Annotated in this window: 17 protein-coding genes and 2 pseudogenes; 6 read left to right on the top strand and 13 right to left on the bottom strand. The window is 66.6% G+C overall.

Annotated elements, in window-relative coordinates:
• Nucleotides 1-16 precede the first annotated feature (16 nt).
• Complete coding sequence (gene mfd, locus QM809_RS19190) at nucleotides 17-3,760, top strand: transcription-repair coupling factor (RefSeq protein ID WP_415047442.1); 3,744 nt, start codon at nucleotides 17-19, stop codon at nucleotides 3,758-3,760.
• 348 nt (nucleotides 3,761-4,108) lie between these two features.
• On the opposite strand, the gene QM809_RS19185 is transcribed toward mfd, so the two are convergent.
• Nucleotides 4,109-4,483, bottom strand: a complete 375-nt coding sequence (locus tag QM809_RS19185; RefSeq protein ID WP_415047462.1) for an alpha/beta hydrolase — start codon at nucleotides 4,481-4,483, stop codon at nucleotides 4,109-4,111.
• A gap of 178 nt (nucleotides 4,484-4,661) precedes the next feature.
• Nucleotides 4,662-5,000, bottom strand: a pseudogene (locus QM809_RS19180) (alpha/beta hydrolase); the annotation flags it as partial.
• Nucleotides 5,001-5,143: 143 nt separating this feature from the next.
• Between QM809_RS19180 and QM809_RS19175 the strand changes: the two are divergent.
• Nucleotides 5,144-7,273 (top strand): MazG family protein, encoded by a 2,130-nt coding sequence (locus QM809_RS19175; RefSeq protein WP_415047441.1) that lies wholly within the window; start codon nucleotides 5,144-5,146, stop codon nucleotides 7,271-7,273.
• Between the two features lie 14 nt (nucleotides 7,274-7,287).
• On the top strand, nucleotides 7,288-8,037 hold the full coding sequence (locus tag QM809_RS19170) for an HNH endonuclease (protein WP_415047440.1): 750 nt from the start codon (nucleotides 7,288-7,290) through the stop codon (nucleotides 8,035-8,037).
• Between the two features lie 204 nt (nucleotides 8,038-8,241).
• Here the strand turns inward: QM809_RS19170 and QM809_RS19165 are convergent, their stop codons facing one another.
• From QM809_RS19165 to QM809_RS19130, 8 genes and pseudogenes are all read right to left on the bottom strand, one after another.
• The gene (locus tag QM809_RS19165) at nucleotides 8,242-8,973 is read right to left on the bottom strand and encodes a hypothetical protein (RefSeq protein WP_415047439.1); all 732 of its coding nucleotides are present in this window, start codon (nucleotides 8,971-8,973) and stop codon (nucleotides 8,242-8,244) included.
• Between the two features lie 191 nt (nucleotides 8,974-9,164).
• Nucleotides 9,165-10,409, bottom strand: a complete 1,245-nt coding sequence (locus QM809_RS19160) for a DUF262 domain-containing protein (protein WP_415047438.1) — start codon at nucleotides 10,407-10,409, stop codon at nucleotides 9,165-9,167.
• Nucleotides 10,410-11,017: 608 nt separating this feature from the next.
• Nucleotides 11,018-11,971 carry an alpha/beta hydrolase family protein gene (locus QM809_RS19155; protein ID WP_415047437.1) on the bottom strand — a complete coding sequence of 318 codons (954 nt, stop codon included), beginning with the start codon at nucleotides 11,969-11,971 and terminating at the stop codon, nucleotides 11,018-11,020.
• Nucleotides 11,972-11,973: 2 nt separating this feature from the next.
• Entirely contained in the window at nucleotides 11,974-12,819 is an 846-nt protein-coding gene (locus QM809_RS19150) for an ABC transporter substrate-binding protein (protein WP_415047436.1), read from the bottom strand.
• An 89-nt stretch (nucleotides 12,820-12,908) separates the two neighbouring features.
• Nucleotides 12,909-14,234 (bottom strand): iron uptake transporter deferrochelatase/peroxidase subunit, encoded by a 1,326-nt coding sequence (gene efeB, locus QM809_RS19145; RefSeq protein ID WP_415047435.1) that lies wholly within the window; start codon nucleotides 14,232-14,234, stop codon nucleotides 12,909-12,911.
• A 6-nt stretch (nucleotides 14,235-14,240) separates the two neighbouring features.
• A pseudogene (gene efeO / locus QM809_RS19140) lies at nucleotides 14,241-15,447 on the bottom strand (iron uptake system protein EfeO).
• Nucleotides 15,342-16,319 (bottom strand): iron uptake transporter permease EfeU, encoded by a 978-nt coding sequence (gene efeU, locus QM809_RS19135; RefSeq protein ID WP_415047434.1) that lies wholly within the window; start codon nucleotides 16,317-16,319, stop codon nucleotides 15,342-15,344. The pseudogene efeO and the gene efeU overlap by 106 nt, the downstream one beginning before the upstream one ends.
• A gap of 151 nt (nucleotides 16,320-16,470) precedes the next feature.
• Complete coding sequence (locus QM809_RS19130) at nucleotides 16,471-17,313, bottom strand: alpha/beta hydrolase family protein (protein ID WP_415047433.1); 843 nt, start codon at nucleotides 17,311-17,313, stop codon at nucleotides 16,471-16,473.
• 120 nt (nucleotides 17,314-17,433) lie between these two features.
• On the opposite strand from QM809_RS19130, the gene QM809_RS19125 reads away from it, so the two are divergent.
• Nucleotides 17,434-18,111, top strand: a complete 678-nt coding sequence (locus tag QM809_RS19125) for a response regulator transcription factor (protein ID WP_415047432.1) — start codon at nucleotides 17,434-17,436, stop codon at nucleotides 18,109-18,111.
• Here QM809_RS19125 and QM809_RS19120 read toward each other — a convergent pair.
• From QM809_RS19120 to QM809_RS19110, 3 genes are read right to left on the bottom strand one after another with little or no spacing between them, the layout of a single operon-like run.
• Nucleotides 18,084-19,499 carry a sensor histidine kinase gene (locus tag QM809_RS19120; RefSeq protein WP_415047431.1) on the bottom strand — a complete coding sequence of 472 codons (1,416 nt, stop codon included), beginning with the start codon at nucleotides 19,497-19,499 and terminating at the stop codon, nucleotides 18,084-18,086. The two genes, QM809_RS19125 and QM809_RS19120, sit on opposite strands and share 28 nt — an antisense overlap.
• The gene (locus tag QM809_RS19115) at nucleotides 19,489-20,304 is read right to left on the bottom strand and encodes a hypothetical protein (RefSeq protein ID WP_415047430.1); all 816 of its coding nucleotides are present in this window, start codon (nucleotides 20,302-20,304) and stop codon (nucleotides 19,489-19,491) included. Before QM809_RS19115 ends, QM809_RS19120 begins: the two co-directional genes overlap by 11 nt.
• Nucleotides 20,301-20,969 (bottom strand): phosphatase PAP2 family protein, encoded by a 669-nt coding sequence (locus QM809_RS19110; protein ID WP_415047429.1) that lies wholly within the window; start codon nucleotides 20,967-20,969, stop codon nucleotides 20,301-20,303. Before QM809_RS19110 ends, QM809_RS19115 begins: the two co-directional genes overlap by 4 nt.
• 177 nt (nucleotides 20,970-21,146) lie before the next feature.
• Between QM809_RS19110 and QM809_RS19105 the strand changes: the two genes are divergently transcribed.
• On the top strand, nucleotides 21,147-21,854 hold the full coding sequence (locus tag QM809_RS19105; protein ID WP_415047460.1) for a lytic murein transglycosylase: 708 nt from the start codon (nucleotides 21,147-21,149) through the stop codon (nucleotides 21,852-21,854).
• A 78-nt stretch (nucleotides 21,855-21,932) separates the two neighbouring features.
• Nucleotides 21,933-23,210, top strand: a complete 1,278-nt coding sequence (gene eno / locus QM809_RS19100) for a phosphopyruvate hydratase (protein WP_415047428.1) — start codon at nucleotides 21,933-21,935, stop codon at nucleotides 23,208-23,210.
• The last annotated feature ends 8 nt before the right edge of the window (nucleotides 23,211-23,218 follow it).

Raw genomic sequence — 23,218 nt, 5'->3', positions numbered from 1 at the left:
ATCTAGAATGACGGGAGTGTCGACCACTCCCTCTCTGTCCGGGCTGAACGCCTACGCCACACGCGACGGTGCCTTCGGGGTCCTCCGGGAAAAGGCCACCGCCCCGCGGCTCGCTCTGACCGCTCCGGATCCCTCCCGGCCGTTCGTGGCGGCCGCGCTCGCCCGGATCGGGCCGGGTCCGCTCCTGGTGGTGGCCGCGAACGGGCGGGAGGCCGACGACCTCACCAAGGAGCTCGCCGAGATGGTCGGCGCGGACGCGGTGGCGCAGTTCCCGTCGTGGGAGACGCTGCCGCACGAGCGTCTCTCGCCGAGCGCCGACACCGTCGGTCGGCGTCTGGCGGTGCTGCATCGCCTGGCCGATCCGGCCGGCGATCCGCTGCGCGTGGTGATCACCACGGTGCGCTCGCTGATCCAGCCGATGGCGCCGGGGCTGGGCTCGCTGCGGACCGTCACGCTGCGCGAGGGGATCGAACTCGACTTCGACGCCCTCGTCGAGCAGCTGGTCGAGATGGCCTACGAACGCGTCGACATGGTCGGACGACGCGGTGAGTTCGCCGTCCGCGGCGGCATCCTGGACGTGTTCCCGACGACGGCCGACTTCCCGGTGCGCGTGGAGTTCTGGGGCGACGAGATCACCGACCTGCGCGCGTTCTCGGTCGCCGACCAGCGCACGCAGCCGGAGATCGACCCTTCGACGGGATCCGGGTTCGGAGGCGGCTCGGGGAGCGGCGGGGTGTTGATCCACCCGTGCCGCGAGCTGGTCCTCACCGGGCAGGTGCGCGAGCGCGCCGCCGAACTCGCCGAGACCACCGACGACGAGGCGCTCGCCGAGATGCTCACCAAGCTCTCCGAGGGCATCCCCGTCGAGGGCATGGAGGCCATGATCCCGGCTTTGATCCCTTCGACGGGCTCAGGGAGCGAGGGAACGGGCTCAGGGAGCGAGGGAACGGGCTCGGGAGGCGAGGGAACGGGCTCAGGGGGCGAGGGGATGCAGCTGCTCACCGAGGTGTTTCCGGAGAACACCCGCGTCCTGGTGCTGGATCCGGAGAAGGTGCGCACCCGCGCCGCCGACCTGGAGCGCACCGGTGCGGAGTTCCTGGAGGCGTCGTGGAACGCGGCCGCGCTCGGTGCGGGCGCCCCGGTGCAGGCCGGGAGCGTCGACCTGCAGGCCAGCGCCTACCGGTCGATGGCCGAGGTGGAGCGCACGACGATCGAGGCGGGTCGGTCGTGGTGGACCCTCAGCCCGATCTCGTCGGGCAGCGGCACCGAGGTGGAGCTCGATCTGCAGCCCGGCCCGGTTCCGCACGGCGACGACTCCGCGATCGCCGACCTCCTCGCCGGACTGCGGGCGCAGCTGGCGTCGGGCGGGCGGGCGGCGGTGGTCGCGGCGGGCCGGGGCACGGCGCAGCGGTTCGTCGAACGGCTGGGGGAGGCCGAGGTCCCGGCGCGGCTGATGGACGACGGCGCCGAGCCCGCCGACGATGCGGTGTCGGTGTACCACGGCACGCTGCGGCACGGCCTGGTCTGCCCCGCGATCGCGTCCGCACCCGCCCGACCGGATCCGTCGATCCCCGAGCCGGGCGACGCAGGCGCCCGTGTCGAGGGGTCTCTCGTCATCGTCACCGAGGCCGACCTGACCGGTGCCCGCGTGGTCGGGGTGAAGGACGGGCGCAAGCTGCCCGCCAAACGGCGGAACCAGGTGGATCCGCTGGCCCTGACCGCGGGCGACATGGTGGTCCACGACCAGCACGGCATCGGGAAGTTCGTCGAGATGATCGAGCGCACCATCCAGGGCGCCCGCCGCGAATACCTGGTGCTCGAGTACGCGCCGGGCAAGCGCGGCCAGCCGGGCGACCGGCTCTTCGTCCCGATGGATTCGCTCGACCAGCTGTCCCGGTACGTCGGCGGCGAGCAGCCCTCGCTCAGCAAGCTCGGCGGCAGCGACTGGGCCAACACCAAACGCAAGGCGCGCAAGGCCGTGCGCGAGATCGCCGGTGAACTGGTGCAGCTGTACGCGGCGCGGCATGCGGCGCCGGGGCACGCGTTCGCCCCGGACACCCCGTGGCAGCGGGAGATGGAGGACGCCTTCGACTTCACCGAGACCGTCGACCAGATGACGGTGATCGCCGAGGTGAAGGCCGACATGGAGAAGGCGGTCCCGATGGACCGGGTGATCGTCGGCGACGTCGGCTACGGCAAGACCGAGATCGCGGTCCGCGCGGCGTTCAAGGCGGTGCAGGACGGCAAGCAGGTCGCGGTCCTGGTGCCCACCACGATCCTCGCCGGCCAGCATTTGCAGACGTTCGCCGAACGCATGGCGGGGTTCCCGGTCAAGGTGCGCGGACTCTCGCGCTTCACCACCCCGGCCGAGTCCAAGGAGATCATCCGGGAGATGGCCGCCGGCGAGGTCGACATCGTGATCGGCACGCATCGGCTGCTGCAGACCGGGGTGATCTGGAAGGACCTCGGCCTGGTGATCGTCGACGAGGAGCAGCGCTTCGGCGTCGAGCACAAGGAGCACATCAAGTCGTTGCGCACGCACGTCGACGTCCTGACGATGTCGGCGACGCCGATCCCGCGCACCCTGGAGATGTCGATGGCGGGGATCCGCGAGATGTCCACCATCCTGACGCCGCCGGAGGAACGGCACCCGGTGCTCACGTACGTCGGCGCGTACTCGGAGAAGCAGGTCGGCGCGGCCATCCGTCGTGAACTGCTGCGCGACGGTCAAGTGTTCTACGTGCACAACCGGGTCTCGACCATCGACAAGACCGCCAAGGCCATCGCGCGGATGGTGCCGGAGGCGAAGATCGCCGTCGCGCACGGGCAGATGCCGGAGGAACTGCTGGAGAAGACGGTCGACGGCTTCTGGAACCGCGAATACGACATCCTGGTCTGTACGACGATCATCGAGACCGGCCTGGACATCTCGAACGCGAACACGCTGATCGTCGACCGCGCGGAGAATCTCGGTCTGTCGCAGCTGCACCAGCTGCGCGGTCGGGTGGGGCGTTCGCGGGAACGCGGGTACGCGTACCTGTTCTACAGCGCGGACAAGCCGCTCACCGAGACCGCCTACGACCGGCTCGCGACCATCGCGCAGAACAACGAACTCGGCGCGGGCATGGCGGTGGCGCTGAAGGATCTGGAGCTGCGCGGCGCGGGCAACGTGCTCGGCGCCGAGCAGTCCGGGCACGTCGCCGGCGTCGGCTTCGACCTGTACGTGCGCCTGGTCGGCGAGGCCGTCGAGGCGTACCGGGCCGCGGCCGACGGCCAGGCCGTGAGCCAGGAGGAGACCAAGGAGGTGCGCATCGATCTGCCGGTCGACGCGCACATCCCGGTGGAGTACGTCGAGGCCGACCGGCTGCGCCTGGAGGCGTACCGGAAGCTGGCGTCGGCATCGTCGGACACCGAGGTGGACGAGGTCCTCACCGAACTCGAGGACCGCTACGGCGAGCCGCCGGTCCAGACGCAGCGGCTCGCGTCGATCGCGCGCCTACGGATCAAGTGCCGGGAGCGCGGCGTCACCGAGGTGACCCTCGCCGGCACCAACGTGCGCCTGGCGCCGATGCTGCTGATCGACAGCGAGCAGGTGCGCCTGGCGCGGCTGTACTCGTCGGCGCAGTACCGCGCGACGACGCACACCGTCACCCTCCCGATCCCGCGGACCGGCGGCATGGGCTCGCCGCGGCTGCGCGACGACGAGCTGATCGGGTACCTGGGGACGTTCCTGACCACCTTGAAGCCGCTCGGCGCCTGACGCCTCTCGCCGGTCGAGCAAAGTCGAGACCGGACGCCCGGGCTCAGGGGTCGTGGGTCGGGGGCTTCGACACCCGCTCGTCACTTCGTTCCTCGCGGGGCTCAGCCGGCGGATGCGGCGCGCCTCCTCGCCGCTCCCGAGTCGGGCTCGATCGGCGGATGTGACGTGTCTCCTCGCCGATGGCGGCATCGCGGGGAAAGCCACCTCGCAGTTCCCCGAGCCGGGCGACGAACGAAGTGAGTCGACCGCGTCGAAGGGGCGCTGCGCGCCTCGTCGTCGTACGTCGTCGGACACGCGAGAAGCGGGGTGGACGGCGTGTGGCCGTCCACCCCGCTTCTCCGGGGGTGATCAGAGGTTCTCGGTGAAGAACTCGATCAGTTTGGGGGCGACGTCCGGGACGCGGACGTCGTACAGGTCGACGTGCGAGGCGCCGTCGACCACGTACAGCTCCTTCGGCTCCCGAGCCTTGGCGATCGCGGCCTCCGACTGCGCGAGGGTGTCGGCGTCGGCACCGGCGATCATCAGCAGCGGGCGCGGGGCGATCATCTCGATGAAGTGCCACGCGTCGAACTGCGCGATCCGATCGAAGCTGCTCGCCGCGAGGGTGCCCGGAGCGTTCTCGTGCAGGCCGCGGGAGGTCTTGTAGAAGTCGTACGCCTCGCGGAACATGCTGCGCTCCGCGTGCTGCTCGGCCTCGGCGAGGGTGCACGGCAGCAGCGGCACGGTCGGGGCCTCCTCGCCGCGGGCCGCGCGGGTGCGGGCGTCGTTCGAGATCTTCGAGCAACTGCGCGAGGCTCTCGGCGTCGGCGCGGTAGAGGTCGCCGATGTTGACGGCGCTGGCGGTGGCGACGGCCTTGATCCGGGTGTCGGTCTCGGCGGCGAAGGGCACGTAGCCTCCCGAACCGCAAATGCCGAAGGCGCCGATCCGGTCGGCGTCGACGTCGTCGCGGACGGCGACGTACGAGACGGCGGCCTTGATGTCCTCGACGCGGGCGATCGGGTCCTCCAGCTGGCGCGGGGTGCCCTCGCTCTCGCCCTGGTACGACGCGTCGAAGATCAGGGCGACGAAACCGGCGTCGGCGAGGACCTTCGCATAATTGGCCGGCGACTGCTCCTTGACGCTGCCGACGGGGTGGCTGATCACGACGGCCGGGTGGGGGCCGTCGCCCTCGGGGAGGTACACGGTGCCCGCGACCTGGAGGTTCTGGCTGGTGAACGTCACGTTCTCTGTTCTGGTCATGCTTCAAGACTGCTCCGGGCATCATGGAGCAAACAGAGAGAGATGCTCCCTGGGAGACACGATTCCCAGGTTCGCGCGCTCCATCCCCTCGTCGTCGTGCTTCTGTCAGTAAGGTTCTGGGCAGAGCTAATCGGAGGTGTGCCATGCCCGTGATCCTGATGGATCCTGCGCTGCCCGAAATGATCCCGGCGCAAGGGGTGTCCTTGCTGACCGGGCACGTCTACGTCACCGAGGAAGTCCATCCCAAACTGCTGTGGGATCTGCCCTCGTACGAGTACGTGAACACGACGATCGACCTGATGCCGGGGTCCGTCGTGCTGTCGTCCGATGCCGAGCATCCGCTGGTCAAACAGCAGATCTCGCGGGGCGACAGCCTCATCGGCGGCCAGCGTGTGCAGGGGACCAAGCTGCTGGAGGCCGTCGCGCTGATGGACCGGCTGCGCAAGAGCGGGCCGTGGGAGAAGCAGCAGACGCACGATTCGCTGCGCCGCTACCTCCTGGAGGAGGTCTACGAGCTGCTCGACGCGTTCGACGGCGACGACCAGTCCGAGATCTGCTCCGAACTGGGCGATCTGCTGCTGCAGGTCCTCTTCCACGCGCGCGTGGCCGAGGACGCGGCGATCGATCCGTTCGACATCGACGACGTCGCCGCCAGTTTCATCAGCAAGGTCTCGTACCGGACGCCCGGTGTGCTGGCGGGTGAGCGCGTGGACCTGGAGCGCCAGATCCGGGAGTGGGAGGAGCGCAAATCGGCCGAGCGGAACCGGGGGAGCGTGCTCGACGGCCTCGTCACCTCTCAGCCGGCGCTCGCACTGACGCAGAAGCTGTTCGAACGGCTGGGCGCCGCCGGATTCCCGCGCGACGCGATCAGCCCGAACCTCACCCGCATCGACATCCCCGTGCGCAAGCAGGCGCGCGACAGCCTGGAGGACGCCCAGCGCCGCGCCGTGATGGCGCTGATGAAACAGGTGCGGGCCGCGGAGAACGCCGCGGGCGTCGACGGCGTGACGCCGCGCGTGGAGAACACGTGGCGCAAGTACCTCGGGCTGTCGTACGACGAGGCGCTGGCGCAGGTGGAGAAGGAGGAGGCCGCGGCGGCCGCCGCCGAAGCCGCCGCGCAGGCCGCCACGGTGCCCGTCATACTCCCCGAGCCGCAGACCGCCGGTCACGGTGCCACCGCGTACAGCGCGGTGTCGTCTTCGGGAGAGTCCGCCGCCGGTGCCTACGGCGCCGGTGCGGCCGGCGTGTACGGTTCGCCGCCGGCCGGTGAGTTCGCGGCAGGCGTCTACGGTTCGACGCCCGCCGCCGGCCCGTCCGGAGAGTTCCCCACCGTCGGCCTGTACGGTTCCACGCCGCCGAGCGAGTTCTCCACGGGTCTCTACGGTTCCCCGCCCTCGGGATCGTTCCCGGCCGTCGGCCTGTACGGTTCCGGCCCGGCGGGCGAGCCCGTCGGCAGCGAAGCGGCGGGCCGCGTCGAATCGCCTTTCGCCGCCACCGACCCCGACCTGCTCTCCGGTCTGGGGCGGCACCAGGCCGGAAGCGGATCCGACCCGTCGGCGGCACCCGTCGGCAGACACGAGTCGGGCTCGCCGGTGGTGCCGCTCACGAAGACCGGTAAACCGGGACGGCACGGGGGAGGTCTCGCCGGACAGCACGTGTACGGCGACGCGGCCGCCTTCGGAACTCCGGATCCGTTCGCGAAGAAACCCGCGGAGCCGAAGGACGACGCTCCTCTGGACGACCCGGCCTCGTTCTACTTCGAGTTCCCCACCTACAAGGGGAGTGCGACGCCGTTGACCGGAGCGCTCTCGGAGCCGGCTCCGAAACCGCAGACGCCGATGGTCGCCGCGTTCCCCCCGCCGCCGACGCCCACCCCCGCGGTGCCGCCGACGCGCCCGATCGCGGAACCCAAACCGCAGTGGCTGCCGGGCACCCCCGAACGTTCGACGACGAGCGATCACTCGAAAGCGGCCGACCTCGGCAAGTCCGCCGATCGCCCCAGGTCACGAGGTCGACGGTCGACCGGTGAGCTTCCCGGACGCAGCGAGACCACGGTCGAGAAGAAGACTGCGGTCGAGCGGAAGACCAAGGTCGAGAAGAAGATCGAGGAGAAACCCGAGGAGAAGCGGCCCCCGTCGTTCTTCTTCCCCAAACGCACCGTGAAGAAGGACCCGATCGAGGTCCAGGAGCGGAAGCTGGAGATCGCGGTGAGCGAGCCGGTGGTGCCGGCGATGGTCGTGAAGTACGAACGGGACGACGAGGACGACGACTGAACGAGTAGCGCGATATGGCGAAAAGACCTGATTGGACCTGGCCGGAGTTGATTGTTGCGGGAGCGATTCTAGAGGCTGACGGTTGGCGTGGAACAATCCGAGCGAGTGATGACCGGGCAATCGAGCTTTCGAAACTTCTGCGTTATGTGAATCCTTCCTATGCGGTGGACTCGAAGTTTCGGAGTGTGGATTCTGTTCAGCGTAAGTTTGAGGACTTACGTACTGTCAGGCCGAACAGCGGAATTAAAGCAACTCGGGGTGGTCGTCGAACTAGAGAGGTGGCTGCTGCGTTCAAGGAGAATCCTGATCTCATGGTCCAGTTGGCTGGGCAGTTTCATAGAGAACCGGAGTTATTGGCGCTAGCCCTAATTCAGAGTTCTGATGATGCTGATTTTGTCGACCTTGACGCAATTGGCGCTGATTCTGGAAGTGCTTCCGGGTTTGAAGGTGCCGTAGCGCGAAGGTTGGTGGTTCATCGTGAACGTGACCCTAGGCTACGGAGGCAGAAGATTGATGACTCGCTGGCACGACGGCAGTCAATATCGTGTGAGGCTTGTGGATTTGACTTTGAGGAAAGATACGGAGAACTTGGTGCAGGCTATACGCATGTGCACCATATTGTCCCACTTCATATCTCAGGGCCAGTTGTGACTACGCTCGAAGATCTTGTCTTGGTTTGCGCAAATTGTCATGTGATGGTTCACAGGAGGATTCCATGGAAGAGCCCTGAGGACCTAAAGGGCATTATTAGTCAAAATTCGTAGAAGTGGAGGATTATTTAGGTCTCCTATAGTGTGGTGGCGCCACCAGAGATCGAAGGGTGTGGCAAATCTCGGTAGGACATATTCTGGATAGTACTCGTTATCTCCGAGGGTACGTATCGCTGACTTCAATGCCCCTTTTTGGGGGGAGAGTGGAAGAGATATTAGAGTATCTCTACTGCAGTTTCCACCCACGCTTCTTTATTCCTAGGGGAAACCCAGCATCCATCTTGAACGCTTATGAGGAGAAAATTTTGTATTGCCCTGCAGAAGTCTTCGAGTGTAGTTTATTACCTCTAGGGTCACCTCCTCATTGAAGCTCTCAAATCCGCCGTGACGGAAGTCAAATCCGTGGGCAACGCCATTGCGAGCCTTAGTTATCCAATCTACTGGCCATTGAATTCCATTCATATTCGACACTCGAGCAAGAGATTTTTCACCTATCAGGGGGAATGCCTGAGGGTTGGAGTTTGAGGCTTTCGGAATATCAAATTCTTCGAATTTTCCTTCCAGTTTGGATTGTCGAATGAAGCTCACCGTTGAATTGAATCCATTCAACCTCTGCTTTACTAGGTAGTCCTCCCAGCCTTGCTTTTCTATGCCAATTTCTTTTAATGTTGCAATGAGGTCATTGTGATAAACATTTCCGTCGAATGCAAGGTTGGTTGATTGGAGGATTGTATTATTGAACACTAAATTGGTGGCGTTGCTGGGAGGCGGAATGTCGCATGGTTCATCTAGGGTGAATCTAATTCTCGGCAGGTTCTTGTTCCTCGGGTGTCCGCCACCTTCCTGCACCACGATTCCTTCCGGATTCCTTGATATCTGTGCGATTGAGTCGATGACTGATTCGTGTGGCACCTCAAGATTCTTTATGAACTTTAGAACGGAAACTATGGAATTCTTTATGTAAGCCTCCATTAGGCCGTATGCAAGCATCCCGCCGTAGCGTATTAGGCTCTCTTCGAGAGGTTTTCTATATTGACTCGATGGGATATATCGAGATTCGGTCCGGCCTTCAATTAGGAATATTAGTGATGTGAATTGATGTGACAGATTTAAAGTATCTTTATTTAAGGTGGATTCGAGGTCCGAGTGTGCTTTTCGTGTTCCGGCTGTGATGAATGGGTTCAATTCTTTACGGCCTCGAGTGCGAAGTATTCACGGGCGAAGGGGACAATTTCGCGAAGTCGTGTGCGAGAGCTGCTACCTCGACCAGAAGGTGTTCGGAACCTCTCTTCATCCCATGATTTCTGTACGAGGTCCAAGAGTTGTTTTTGTCCGGATATGCTTTGAGTTGTATTCTCCCAGTCATCAATATTCCAACTTACGCCGCATGTGACGAATTCGAACGCTGATACCGAAAATGACCCTTTGAAGCGTCCTTTTGTGCTGTCGTAAGGCCTGAAGGCATCTTCTCCGATTGACTTCCGAATGACAGTGAAAGTGCGGCGGAATAGGTCTTCGTATTCAGCGGCGGTGCGTACGGGTGCAGTAATCGTGGATTTTTCTTTGAGGCCGGCGGGCATATTGGAATATGGCCCTACTGTTGCGACTTTGCTCGTGGGGGACGATGACAGGGCTTTTTCTTTGTATAGAAGAAGGAGGAGTCGTGTGGTTAGAAATTCCTCAATGGATTCAATCTTAGCGAGATCTTCAACCCTAGCATCAACTGACGATATGAATCTTCCTATAAGTTCCATGTCGTAGCTCTCGTCAGTTAGTCGAGTGGAGAGTGATACTGTTGAATCGAATTCAGGAAGTGCGCGCAGTGACTTCAACCATGCTGCAAACTTGGGGTCCTCCATGACGAATCGGGCGAAGCGGATTTCCTGGGGTGTAGCTTGTGAGCCCCCGGTGTTTAGTCGATCGAATAGCTCTCCGCGAGCTTGTACGCTACTCTCTGGGAGGAGAATTGTGACATCGATCTTAGCGCGCCTGAATGCAAGTCGCTGGTCTGCAGTGAAAGACCGGTTATGTCCTTCGTCGTCGTAGTACATTCCTTGGAGGCTGGGAAGATATTCTGTGCTGGCTAGCTCTAGTGGGGCGAGTTGCTTCCCTTTCTCATTTTTGAGTTTTCCGACAAATTCGAGGACTGTTGAGATTCGTTGGAGTCCATCGATTAGTTCCCAGATGGAGTCTTCTCGTTGCATTACGAATATAGATGGTAATGGTATTCCGAGAAGGATGGTTTCAATTAGTCGCGACTTTTGTGCTGACGTCCATCGAAACAGTCGTTGAAACTCTGGATGAATCTCAATCTCGTTGTTTTCGTACTGGGAAATTAGCTCTCCGAGTGAGATGGAGTATGAATCGGATTTGATTGTTCGTCGCGCAGATGCAATCTCATCTTTCAGATTTCCATTTGTTGGCACGATACCTCGCTTTTATTTTTGATTTTTGCCATGTGGGTAGATAGTATCTTCGTGACTGGTGTCTGTGTGTGGTTTTTGAGTTTTTACTTAGGATGCGATGCAGGGTCATCATCGATTCATGCGGACGGGAACCGCTGGTCAAACCCAGCCGGAGTGTGGCGGTCTCGCTCAGGTCGTTGACCCGTTCACTGATCGAGACGAACGAGCGGACACCAGCCAGGACTGCGGCGATCCAGGCAGCGATGATCACCGAAGTCTAATATGACACTACGCGCAACACGCGGATCCGGGATCGATTCAGCGAGTTCGAGCAGAATTCCCGGCGCGGGGCTGGTATCCGCAGCGGTTGGCGACGATGACATGGCAGGTGTGACCTCCTGCGCCGGGTGAAAGCTTGAGCACTTCCATCCAATCCCCACCGGTCACACCCGCCCCGGGAGGTCACGCGGAGTGTCAGGCAGCCAGTTCCCGCAGGTCACACCCGGTCACGAAAGACTTTGCCGAGGCCCTGGCTGTAGTCGAACTGTTACAAGAACGACTATCGCAGGGCAGGATACTTTCCTCGTACCTCATTCTGCTCGTCAGTAATTCACCACGAAATCCCGAGGTTAGTCGTGCGCGGCTCGACTGATCGTCTCCAGCACCCGGGTGAACATCGGGGCCGACGGGTCCACGATCCCGCCGTGGTCAGTGCCCGGCAGCAGGATGAACGTGCCCCGGCCGCCGTCGTTCCTCACCGCCGTCACGTAGTTCTCCGACACCACCGGCGGCACCACGTGGTCCCGGTCGCCGGCCATCGCCGTGATCGGGATCGTCGGGTCGATGTTCTGGATCGGGTCCACCGACTCGTAGCGTTCGGGCACCTTCTCCGGGGTGCCGCCGAGTGCGGCCACGATCAGGTCGTCGCCCAGCCGCACCGCGGTCCGCATGTCGAGCGGGCCCGCCAGCGACACCACACTCGTGGGCCGGAACCTCGGTTCGGCGCCCACCTCGTCGTCGAGCCGGTGTCTGGTTCCGGCCCACATGGCGAGTTGTCCGCCGGCCGAATGCCCCACCACCACGGCGCTGCCGGAGTCGACGGAGGGGTGTGCGCGGATCACCTGCGGCACGAAGTCGATCGCCGCCGCCACGTCGGAGAACGTCTGCGGATACCCGCCGCCGGAGCCGAGGCGCCGGTACTCGACGTTGTAGACGGCCAGACCGCGCTGGGCGAGTCGCTGCGCGAACGTCACGAACGAGTGCGCGCCGACCTCCGACCGCCACGCACCCCCGTGGATCAGGATCACCAGCGGCACCGACGCGGGAGTCCGCTCGTGCTTCGGCAGGAACAGGTCCACCCAGTTCTGGTCGGGGTCGCCTGGTCCGCCGGCCACCGGGTACACGTACCGCTTCGCGTCGACGTTCGACGACGCCACCACCTCCGACAGTTCCCTCGGCGCCTCGCTCTCCGGTACCGGTCGCGCCGCCGAACGGTCGTCGCCGGACTCCGAACATCCCGCGACCAGGGCGGTGGTCAGCAGTGCGGTACAGGTCAGGGTCACGATTCTCGGCACGCCGCGCATTCTCAGATCAGCGCTCCGTCGAGTCGCGACTCGGTGATCAGACCGTCCTGCAGTCCCCACTTCTCGGCGATGGTTCGCAGTTCCCCGCTGTCGATCAACTGCTGCACAGCCTTCTGGACGATCGCCCCCAGCGGCGAGCCCTTCGCGACGGCGATGGCGATCGGCTCGGTGTCGAACGCGTCACCGGCCGGTTCGAGCGCCCCGCCGGAGGTCTTCGCCGCGGACAGCACGACGGGGGAGTCGCCGGAGAAACCGTCGACGGCCCCCGTGCGCACCGCCTCGACCGCCTGATCGAGGGTGTCGAATCCGACGACGTCGACGGCCGGGCCGCCGGTGTCGGTGCAGGCGGCGCTCTTGGCGGGCAGGTCGACGGTGAACTGGACGGTGGCGTTCAGTGCGCCGATCCGTCTGCCGCACGCGGCGGTCGGATCCAGCGTCGAGCCCGACTTCCGCAGCCACTGGGTGCCCGCGCTGTGGTACGTCACCTGGTCGACGCTCTGCTGTCGTTCCCGCGTGGCGAACATGCCGCGGGCGGCGGCGGTGAAGGTCTCGGCGACCACCCCGGGGATCAGTTCGACGAACGGGCGTTCGGTGAACTCGGCGGTGAGGCCGAGCCTGTCGGCGACGGCGGTCACCACGTCGACGTCGAACCCGGTGAGCCTCCCGTCCTCGGCGAACACCAGCGGCGCGTACGGTGCGGCGGTGCCGACCGTCAGCGTGCCCGAGTCCCGGAGCGCGGCGGGCAGTTCCCCGCGCAGCGACTCGGCGTCGTCGTGCATCGCGCACCCGGTACCCGTTGCGAGGATCAGCGCGGCGGCGAGCACCGCCCCGGCTCGGGACCTGGTCATGCTGCTCCTGGAGATCGTCGTCGAAGGGTTCGCCGACCAGTATCGCGTGGAACGACACGATGCCCGGGCACCGGGGCGGTCGTGCCCCCTCACTCGAACAGTCGTTGCCCCCAGTACTCGCCCGGCCGGAGCCCCGGCGGGACGGCGAAGTGCGACGAACCGGTCGGGATCAGGTACTCGGTCAAGGCGTCGAGCCGCGAGACGTCGTGCTGCATCGGAATGAACTGCTTGTGCGAGTCCCGGTTGAAGGCGATGAAGAACAGGCCCGCGTCCAGGTGGCCGAAGCCGTCGGAGCCGTCGGTGAAGTTGTAGCCGCGGCGCAGGATCCGGACGCCGCCCCGGTTCTGCGGATTGGTCACCGCCACATGCGAATCGCGCGGAATGATCGGCGCCCGACCGTCCGAGATCTGGAAGTCGGGATCGTCGAACTCGCCTTCCTGGCCGAGCGGCGCCCCGACCTGTTTGGTCCGCCCGATGATCTGTTCCTGTTCGAGCAGATTCGCGCGGTCCCACGGCTCGATGTCCATCCGGATCCGGCGGGCCGCGAGATAGGTGCCGCCGGTCATCCACTGGGCGGCCGGAGGGTTGTCGTCCGCACCGACCCACACCCACCGGCGGAGCGCGTCGGTCTCGTCGGACCGGATGTTGGCGGTGCCGTCCTTGAAGCCGAAGAGGTTCCGGGGCGTGTCCTGGGAGCGGGTCGTCGACGACGTCCGGCCGAAACCCAGCTGGGACCAGCGCACGGCGACCACTCCGACGCCGATCTTCGCCAGATTCCGGATCGCGTGCACGGCGACCTGCGGATCGTCGGCGCACGACTGCACGCAGATGTCGCCGTAGCTCTGCTGCGGATCGATCTTCTCCGCGGCGAACGCGGGCAGATCGGTGAGCGCGGCGGGCTTGCGTTTGGCGAGCCCGAAACGGTCCTTGCGGTCGGGGTGGGCGGCGCTGGGCCCGAACAGGCCGGGACCGAATCCGATCGTCAGCGTGAGGTGTCCGGCGGCGAGACCGAGCGCCTCGCCGGTGTCGGTGGGGACCGAGTACTCGCCGAGTCCGGTGGCGCCGTCCGGGGTCACCTGGTCGCCGCGCGTCATCCGCTCGGCGGCCTCGGTCCACTCCTGGAGCATGCCCACGAGCGCGGCGCGGTCGTCGGTCACGACGTCGAAGGCCGCGAAGTGCAGGCGGTCCTGCGCTTCGGTGACGATCCCGGCCTGGTGCCCGCCGCGGAACGGGACGGTCTGGTCGTCGGGGGAGTCGTGCCGGCCGACCGCCCAGCCGCCGGTGAATCCCGCGGCGGCCAGGCCCGCGCCGACTCCCGCCGCACCGAGAACGGTGCGACGGGAGGGGCGGACGGGTTCGGCCGCAGGAGAGGGAGACTCAGCCGGCGAAGGCCGGTCTCGACTTCGCTCGACCACCGGGGGTCACTTCTTCATGACGATGCCCGGGACCTTCGAGAGGCTGGCCGAGAGGGCGTCGATCTTGGTCGAGAGCTCCTTGCGCTTGGCCTCGGGAACCTTCTCGTAGGAGGTGAAGCCGTCGCCCTCGCGCAGCGAGTCGATCGCGACCCGGACGTCGTTGAACTGCGCGGTGATCTGATCCATGAGCTTCTGATCGTTCTTGGAGATGATCGCCTCCATCTCGGCGATCAGCGTCTCGGCGCCGTCGACGTTGGCGGCGAAGTCCCACAGGTCGGTGTGGCTGTAGCGGTCCTCCTCGCCGCCGACCTTGGTGGCGGCGATCTCGTCGATCAGCGCCTGCGGACCCTGCACGAACATCCGGGTCTCGAACTCGAAGTCCGACCGGTTCATCTCGGTCTGCAGCTTCTTCACGTCGGTGAGGAGCTGGTCGGCGACCTTCTTGATGCTCTCCGGGTTGTCGTTCTTCTTGGCGTCGTCGGCGTCGGCCCGGGCCACCTGGTCGGGCTTGTCGCCGACGGCGGCGGGCTGGGGCGCCCACAGGAAGCGCTCGATGCCGGTGGAAACCGGTGAACGGTTGCTTGCCGTCCTCGGTGTCGTCCCAGCGCATGTCGATCGCCGGATCCAGCTCCGGGAAGCTCTCGGCGACCGGCTCGATGCGCTCGTAGAAGGTGCGGGTGCGGCCGAACTCGCCGCGGGCGGCGTCGAGATCGCCGGACTTCACGTTCCCGACGAAGGTCTCGGTGGCGGCCACCAGGCCGTCGACCTGGGTGCGGACGTAGGTCAGGTACCGCTGCTTGGCCTGCTCGACGTCGGCGGGAGCCTGCGACTTCTCCTTCTTCTCACCGGTCACGGTGAGCTGCTTCCGGATGCCGAGGCCGACCATGCCCGGCTTGCAGGCCACCTCGTAGGTGCCCGGCTCGGTGATCTCGACGGTCATCTTGCCCTTGAGGCCCGGACCGATGTTCTCCACCTCGCCCAGGACGCGGTTGTTCTTGCCGTACACGTAGAACTCGGTCACCTTGCCGCCGTTGTTGGCGATCGCGAAGTTCACCTCGCCGGTCTCGGCCTCGGTGGTCGCCAGGTCGCAGGCGTCGTCGGTGGAGGTCACCGCGATCGCTTCGGCATCCGATTTCGCCTCGCAGGCGGCGAGGGCGAGCGGGATCGTCGCCGCAGCGCCGAGGGCGATGCCGACTCGCAGAGGCTTAGGCATTCTGAGCCATGAGGGACTTCCTTCCGATTGGTGGTCCGGCCCCGCAGCAGGAACAGCGAGGTCACGATGACCAGGTAGAGCAGCCAGGCGAACACCTGGAGCCATGTGGGATTGGCCGAGAAGTTGAAGATTCCGGAGAGGATGGAGCCGTACCACGAGGAGACGTCGTACCAGCCGCTGATGTCGTAGGCGTGGCTGTTCAGGCCGGGCAGCCAGCCGTAGACCTGCATCGCGTGGACACCGTAGGAGAGGATTCCGGCGGCGACGACGATCAGGAACAGCCCGGTGTAGGTGAAGAACTTGCCGAAGTCGATCTGGACGGCGCCGTAGTAGAGCAGGGCGGTCAGCAGTGCCGCGATGAGGATGCCCAGGAGCAGTCCGACGAGCGGCCAGATGCCGCCGGAGATGCTTTCGGCGTAGCCGACCATCAGCAGTGCGGTCTCGAATCCCTCGCGGCCCACCGCGAGGAAGGCGAGACCGAAGATCGCCGGACCGCCCACCTCGAGGGCGTCGGCGAGCCCGGACTTCAGGTCGCCGGACATGTGTGCGGCGGCCTTGCGCATCCACAGCAGCATGTAGGTGACGATCACCACGGCCACGAGCGAGGCGAGACCGGCGATCAGTTCGGCGGTCAGGCTGGAGATGGTCGACGTGCCGAACTGGATCACCAGGAAGGTGCCGATGGTCATCGTCAGTGCGGCGAGCAGGCCGCCCCAGATCCATTTGAGGGCGTCGGTGCGTCCGGCCTTGGTGGAGAATGCGATCAGGACCATCACGACGATGCCGGCTTCGAGTCCTTCGCGGACACCGATCACGCTGCTGCCCAGCATTTGGGTGACTACCGATGGGGTGCCCTCCGCGAGCGTTGTCATCAGTGAGTTTCCTACCGTTCGTCCGTTTTAGTTAGGTATGCCATACCTGACTCGCTGAACTCTAGTATCGCTCACTCCCGCCGGGGAACGGAAAGCTTGGAGAATGCTTAAGGTGTCGGTCGACCGTACGACGTCTTCCGTCGTGCGACGGTCACCGGCGGCTCCGGGTGAGCGCGGTGACCGTCGCCGTCATCGTCGTGAAACCAGGTCGGCCGGGGGAGATCAGCGCGAGGTGGTCGCCGCCGGGCACCTCGACCAGCCGGATGCGGGCGCCGGGACACTCGACCCTCGCCCGGAACCGGTGGGCGTTCGCGATCGGCACCACGCCGTCGTTCGTGCCGTGCACGATCGTGATCGGCACGGCGGGGCACCGTCGTGCGCCGGGGTCGGCGTAGCGGTACCGGTCGGGTAGTCGCGTCGGCGTCCCCCCGAGCAGGTCGACGACGTGGCGGTCGCCGGCGTCGGCGGCGTCCTTCAGCGAGAGCGGGCCCGCGACGGACAGCACCCCGGCGGGCGGTCGCGCCAGGTTCTCGGCGGTCCACACGGCCAGATGGCCGCCCGCGCTGTGGCCCGCGAGGTATGTCTCGGGCCCCACCTCGCGATACCGCCGGGTCAGCGTCGCGGCGAACCCGGCGGCCGCCGGCGCGTCCGTCATCGTCGTCGGAAAACCTCCCCCCGAACCCACCCGTCGATACTCGGCGTTGAAGACGGCGAGGCCGGTCGCGCTCAGGTGCCGGGCGAGCCCCGCGGTGGCCGCCAGCCCGATCCGGCTCCGCCGGCCGCCGCCGTGGAACAGGACGAGCAGCGGGTGCGGGCCGCCGCCCGCGGACGGCGGCGGAAGGTACAGGTCGCCGAAGTTCTGGGCCGGATCGGCCGCCGCCGCGGGGTAGGCCAGGCGGACGGGCGCCGGCGCCGTGCCGCCGCGGTGGTGCGGCATTGCACAGCCGACGACCGTCAGCGGCAGCACGAGCAGGATCAGGAGCAGACGTCGCATGCCGACATCGTCGGCGGCGGCCGCTGAAGAGCCTCTGAACACCGGCGGAGCCGCGGAACGCCGACCGGACCGCCCGTCTCTTCAGCGATTCCACAGGACCGGGACGGCATGCTCGACCGCATGCGGATTCTTCTCGTCGACGACGACCGGAACGTGGCGGAGACGGTGCGCCGGATGATGCTCGCCGAGGGCTGGGTGATCGACGTGGTGCACGACGGCGCCGCCGGACTGGAGAAGGCGCTGTCCGAGCGGTTCGACGTGATCGTCCTCGACATCATGATGCCGGGACGCAACGGTTACGAGGTGGTGCGCGACCTGAGGTCGTCGGGCATCTGGACGCCGGTCCTCATGCTCACCGCCAAGGACGGCGAGTACGACCAGGCCGATGCCTTCGACATCGGCGCCGACGACTACCTGACCAAGCCGTTCTCGTTCGTGGTCCTCACCGCGCGGCTGCGCGCGCTGGTACGACGGAACGCCCCCGAGCGGCCGGCGATCCTGACCGCGGGCGATCTCCTCCTCGACCCCGCCGCGCACACCGTCCACCGCGGCGACCACCGCCTGAACCTGACCCCTCGCGAGTTCGCGCTGCTGCATCATCTGATGCGGAACAAGGGGACGGCGGTGTCGAAGACGGCCATCGTGGACTCCGTGTGGGACGTCCACTACCGCGGCGACGAGAACATCGTGGAGGTGTACATCAGTCATCTGCGGCGCCGGATCGACGTGCCGTTCGGCCGCCGGGCCATCGAGACCGTGCGCGGTGTGGGCTACCGGTTGGCGGAGGACGGCGGCTGATCGCCGTCGCACCGGGCGGACTCGATCGGCAGGGGCTCGATCGGCAGGGTGAGGCTCACCGTCGTGCCGCCGAGCCGGGAGTCGGTCACCGACACCCGGCCGCCGTGCGCCCGCACGATCTCGGTCACGATGGCCAGGCCCAGCCCGGATCCGCCGGTCTCGCGTCGGCGGGCGTCGTCGAGCCGCACGAACCGATCCAGGACCCGTGACTTGTCGGCGTCCGGGATCCCCGGCCCGTCGTCGGAGACCGACACCGTGACGGTGCGCGGGCCGGCGTCCATGGTCAGGGCGACCGCGCCCCGCGCGTGCCGTACCGCGTTCTCGACGAGGTTCCGGAGCGCCCGGACGATCTTGTCGTGGTCGGCCACGACCCGGGCCGGCGCGATCCGCACCGTGACCCGGAGATCGGTCAGGGCCTCCAGGCGCACGGCCTCGGCCGCGACGACGTCGTCGAGATCGACCTCCGCCCGGGTCAGCGGGACTCCGCTCTCGTCGGCCCGGGCGAGGAGCAGCAGGTCGGCGACCATCTTCTGGAGGCGGAGCGCATCGGGCAGCATCACCGATCCGGCGGTCTCGACATCGATCGGCCGGCCGGTCTCGTGTGCGAGGTCGAGGAGACCCACGAGGGTGGTCAAGGGGCTGTTCAGTTCGTGCGATGCGTCGTTGACGAATCTCAGCTGCTCCCGGCGAGACGCCTCGATACGGCCGAGCATGCGGTTCATGGTCGAGGCGAGTCCGGCGATCTCGTCGCCGGTGCGGGGCACCGGGACCCGGCGGCTCAGGTCTCCGCCGCTGATCTCGTCGACCTGCGCGCGGATGTCGTCGACCGGCCGCAGAGTGCGGCCGACGAGCTGGTGGGTGAGGATCGCCATCGCGATCACGATGAGCGGGAACAGGATGCACGACACCGCGGCGACGATCACGACCAGGCGGTTCAGCGGCCCCTCGGCCGTACCGGCCACGATCGTGAAGTCGCCGTCGTCGGTCCGGACGCCGAGGGCGCGGGCCCGGAACTCGTCGTCGGTCCCGTCGGCGTGGACCCCGTCGAGCACCGTGGCCCGACCCGGCGTCACGGGGCGGCTCAACGGGGCGGAATAACGCGGTTCGTTCGAGTTCACCACCCGCCCGGATGCGTCGATCACCTGGATCACCGCGATGTCCTGGGAGGCGAGGAGCAGCGGTCCGTCGAGGTCGGACGGCCGCTCGGTCTGCAAGGCCGCCTCGATCTGGCGGGCCCGCGTCTCGGTGGCGTCGTCGGCGCCGCGGAACAGGACGTACTTCACCGCCAGCACCATCGCGACGGCGGCGAAGCCGAGCGCGACGGTGACCAGGACGGTGGCGAGCAGCGTGGTGCGCGACCGCACCGAGCGGAATCGATCAACGATCAACGAGCGGAACCTCCGTGGAGTCGGCGCCGTCGATCCGGTCGACACGGCTGACCGAGAGATAGGCCGTGAGCGACACGACCACGACCAGGAACACCGAGTTCACCAGGGTCGAGTCCAGTCCCAGGCCCCCGGCCGCCCGCGGCTGGATCAGCAGGTCGCCGGCCGACGCGCCCAACGGCCGGGTGACGATGTAGGCCGCCCAGAACGCCGGCACCGCGGCCAGGTGCAGGAACCGGTGTGCGGCGAAGACCACCGCGATCACGGCGGCGAAGATCACCATGGACACCGTATAGCCCAGATGGAGGCGTTCGGCGATCAGATCGCCTGCGGCCGTGCCCAGGGCGAAGGCCACCAGCACGACGAGCCAGTAGAAGGCTTCGCGGCGCCGCGTGCGGATCGAGTGGATCGACAGGGTGCCCTCGACGCGATACCAGGCCGCGAACGCCGCGACGAGCACCGCCGAGAAGACCGCGGTGGAGACCTTGAGCGGAACGCCGGCGACGTCGGTCAGGTCGTCGGTGACGAGGGTCCCGGTGACGCTGATCAGGAGCACCGCCGCCCAGTAGACCGCAGGCACGTAGCGGTCGAGGGAGAACTGCAGGGCGAGGACCGCCGTGAGCAGCCCCGCGGTGATCGCGGTGGTGACCGGCAGACCCATGCCGAGATCCATGTTCAGGTAGTCGGCGGCGGTCTCGCCGACCGTCGTGGAGAGGATCTTGATGATCCAGAAGTAGACGGTGACCTCGGGGACCTTGCTCCGGGTGAGGGCGGTGAACGCGCCGGTGGCCGGTTTCGCGTGGATCATCGTTGTCCTTTCCTTAGGGGGAGGTGTCCGAGACGTTCGGCCACCGGTTCGACGACGGGCGGCACCAGCAGCGCGGCGGAGACCCCGAGCAGAACGCCCGCGGTCGTGTCGCTGAGCCAGTGCATCCCCAGGTAGATGCGGGTCCAGGCGCAGAGGAGGACGGCGCCCGCGCCGAGCGTGTACGCGGCGAGCGCCTGTCCGCGGGGCCGATCGGCCACGACCACGACGAGCAGCACGGCGACGAGGGCCGCGGTCCCGGTGACGTGCCCGGACGGATACGAGTACGTCCCCTCGGGCGGGCCGACCTGCAGATGCTCCGGAGGTCGGGGGCGGGCCACGGCGACCTTGAACACCGCGGCCGCGCCGGCCGCGACGGCCGACGTCGCGGCCACCGGCAGCGCCCGATACGGCGAACGGTCGCGGAGCACCAGCGCGCAGGCCGCCGCCGCGGTCGTGCCGACGGCCACGACCGGGCTGAACAGGAAGCTCGCGTGGACGGCGAACGCGTTCAGCGTCTCGCCGCGGACGGCGACCAGCCGTTCTGTGGTCGCGCGGTCGAACGGGGTCGGCGCGGGCCGGACGGCGAAGAACACGGCGCCCAGGGCGACCAGGGCGAGCAGGCTCGCACCGGCGACGATCCGGGAACGACGGGAGCGTGAGGACATGGGATCACCATGCGGAGACGTCGCTGAAGGATCGCTGAGCGGCGGGCGCGGCCGGGGCGGGAACCTCGACGCGATTTGCGGCGTTCAAGTCCTTGGTGGCACGCTTTTCGGCGGGCCGGAACAAGAGGAGAGCGATTGAGTAACAAGTTGCCGCTGCGGCGACGACTCACTGCTCCGCTGTTGCTTGTCAGTGTCGCGCTGACCGCGACAGCGTGCATTGAACTGCCGTGGGAGTCGCAGGACATCCCCGAGGACGTGCCGCCCGGTCCCGGCGTGCAGCAGCCGCAGATCGACATCCACGCGTCCGGGCGGACCGCCGACGGGATGCGGGCCTGGGCCGAGCCGATCGCCGAGCAGACCGGCATCCCGCGCACCTCCCTGGAGGCCTACGGCAACGCCGCGGAGATCCAGCGTCAGCAGTATCCCGAATGCGGCATCCGCTGGACCACCATCGCGGGCATCGCCGGCGTGGAGAGCAAACACGGCAGGCACCGCGGTTCCGACGTCGCGGAGAACGGCGACATCCGGCCGACGATCCGCGGCATGGTGCTCGACGGCACCAACGGCAACTACGAGATCAAGGACACCGACAAGGGCCGGTACGACGGCGATCCCGAGTACGACCGCGCCATGGGTCCGTTCCAGTTCATCCCGGAGACCTGGGCGAACTACGGCGTCGACGCCAACGGCGACGGCAAGGCCGACCCGGACAACATCGACGACGCCGCGCTCTCGGCGGCCCGCTACCTGTGCGCTTCGGCGGGCGGCGACATGACCACTCGGGCGGGGTGGGAGAAGGCGATCCTCACCTACAACCAGTCGCGCCCGTATCTGATCCGGGTGCGCAACCACGCCAACGCCTACTCCATCAACGTTCGGTACTGAACCTCCACTACCCTGAGGGGCGTACCCGTCGGCGCACCGACTCTGGCGTCGACACGAACCTGGCGAATGGGGCTGGCAGTGGCAATTATCGAGCAGGTAGGCGCACGGGAGATCCTGGACTCGCGTGGCAACCCGACCGTCGAGGTCGAGGTGCTCCTGGACGACGGAACGTTCTCGAGGGCGGCCGTTCCCTCGGGTGCATCGACCGGCGAGCACGAGGCCGTCGAGCTTCGCGACGGCGGCGACCGCTACAAGGGCAAGGGCGTGCAGAAGGCCGTCTCCGGCGTCCTCGACGAGATCGCCCCGGAGGTCATCGGCATCGACGCCGACGACCAGGTCCTGGTCGACCAGGCCATGGTGACCCTCGACGGCACCCCGGACAAGTCGCGTCTGGGCGCCAACGCGACCCTCGGCGTCTCGCTCGCCGTGGCCAAGGCCGCCGCCGAGTCGGCAGGCCTCCCGCTGTTCCGCTACCTCGGCGGCCCGAACGCGAAGATCCTCCCCGTCCCGATGATGAACATCATCAACGGCGGTGAGCACGCCGACAACGGCATCGACTTCCAGGAGTTCATGATCGCCCCGATCGGCGCGCCGACCTTCAAGGAGTCGCTGCGCTGGGGTGCCGAGGTGTACCACTCGCTCAAGTCCGTGCTGCACAAGAAGGGTCTGGCCACCGCGCTCGGCGACGAGGGCGGCTTCGCCCCCGACCTGCCGAACACCGCCGCCGCCGTCGACGTGATCGCCGAGGCCGTCGAGCAGGCCGGGTTCAAGTTCGGCGCCGACGTCGCGATGGCCTTCGACGCCGCCGCCACCGAGTTCTTCCGCGACGGCAAATACCACCTGGAGGGCAACGCGCTCGACGCCGCGGAGATGACCGCCTTCTACGCGAAGCTGGTCGCCGACTACCCCGTCGTCTCGATCGAGGACGGCCTGGCCGAGGACGACTGGGCGGGCTGGGCCGCGCTCACCGAGGCCGTCGGCGACAAGGTGCAGCTGGTGGGCGACGACCTGTTCGTCACCAACCCGGAGCGCCTCGAAGAGGGCATCGGCAAGGGCATCGCCAACGCGCTGCTGGTCAAGGTGAACCAGATCGGCACCCTGACCGAGACCCTCGACGCCGTCGCGCTGGCGCACAACAACTCGTACAAGACGATGATGAGCCACCGTTCCGGCGAGACCGAGGACACCACCATCGCCGACCTGGCCGTCGCCTGCGCGAGCGGCCAGATCAAGACCGGTGCCCCGGCCCGCTCCGAGCGCGTCGCCAAGTACAACCAGCTCCTCCGCATCGAGGAGAGCCTGGGCGATGCCGCGCGTTACGCCGGAGACCTGGCGTTTCCGCGTTTCAACGCGTGAGCGTGCTG

Source organism: Gordonia sp. (in: high G+C Gram-positive bacteria) (assembly GCF_047600385.1).
Classification (GTDB): domain Bacteria; phylum Actinomycetota; class Actinomycetes; order Mycobacteriales; family Mycobacteriaceae; genus Gordonia.
Note: the sequence above shows the minus strand (reverse complement) of the source record. Positions and strands in the feature narration are given on the sequence as shown.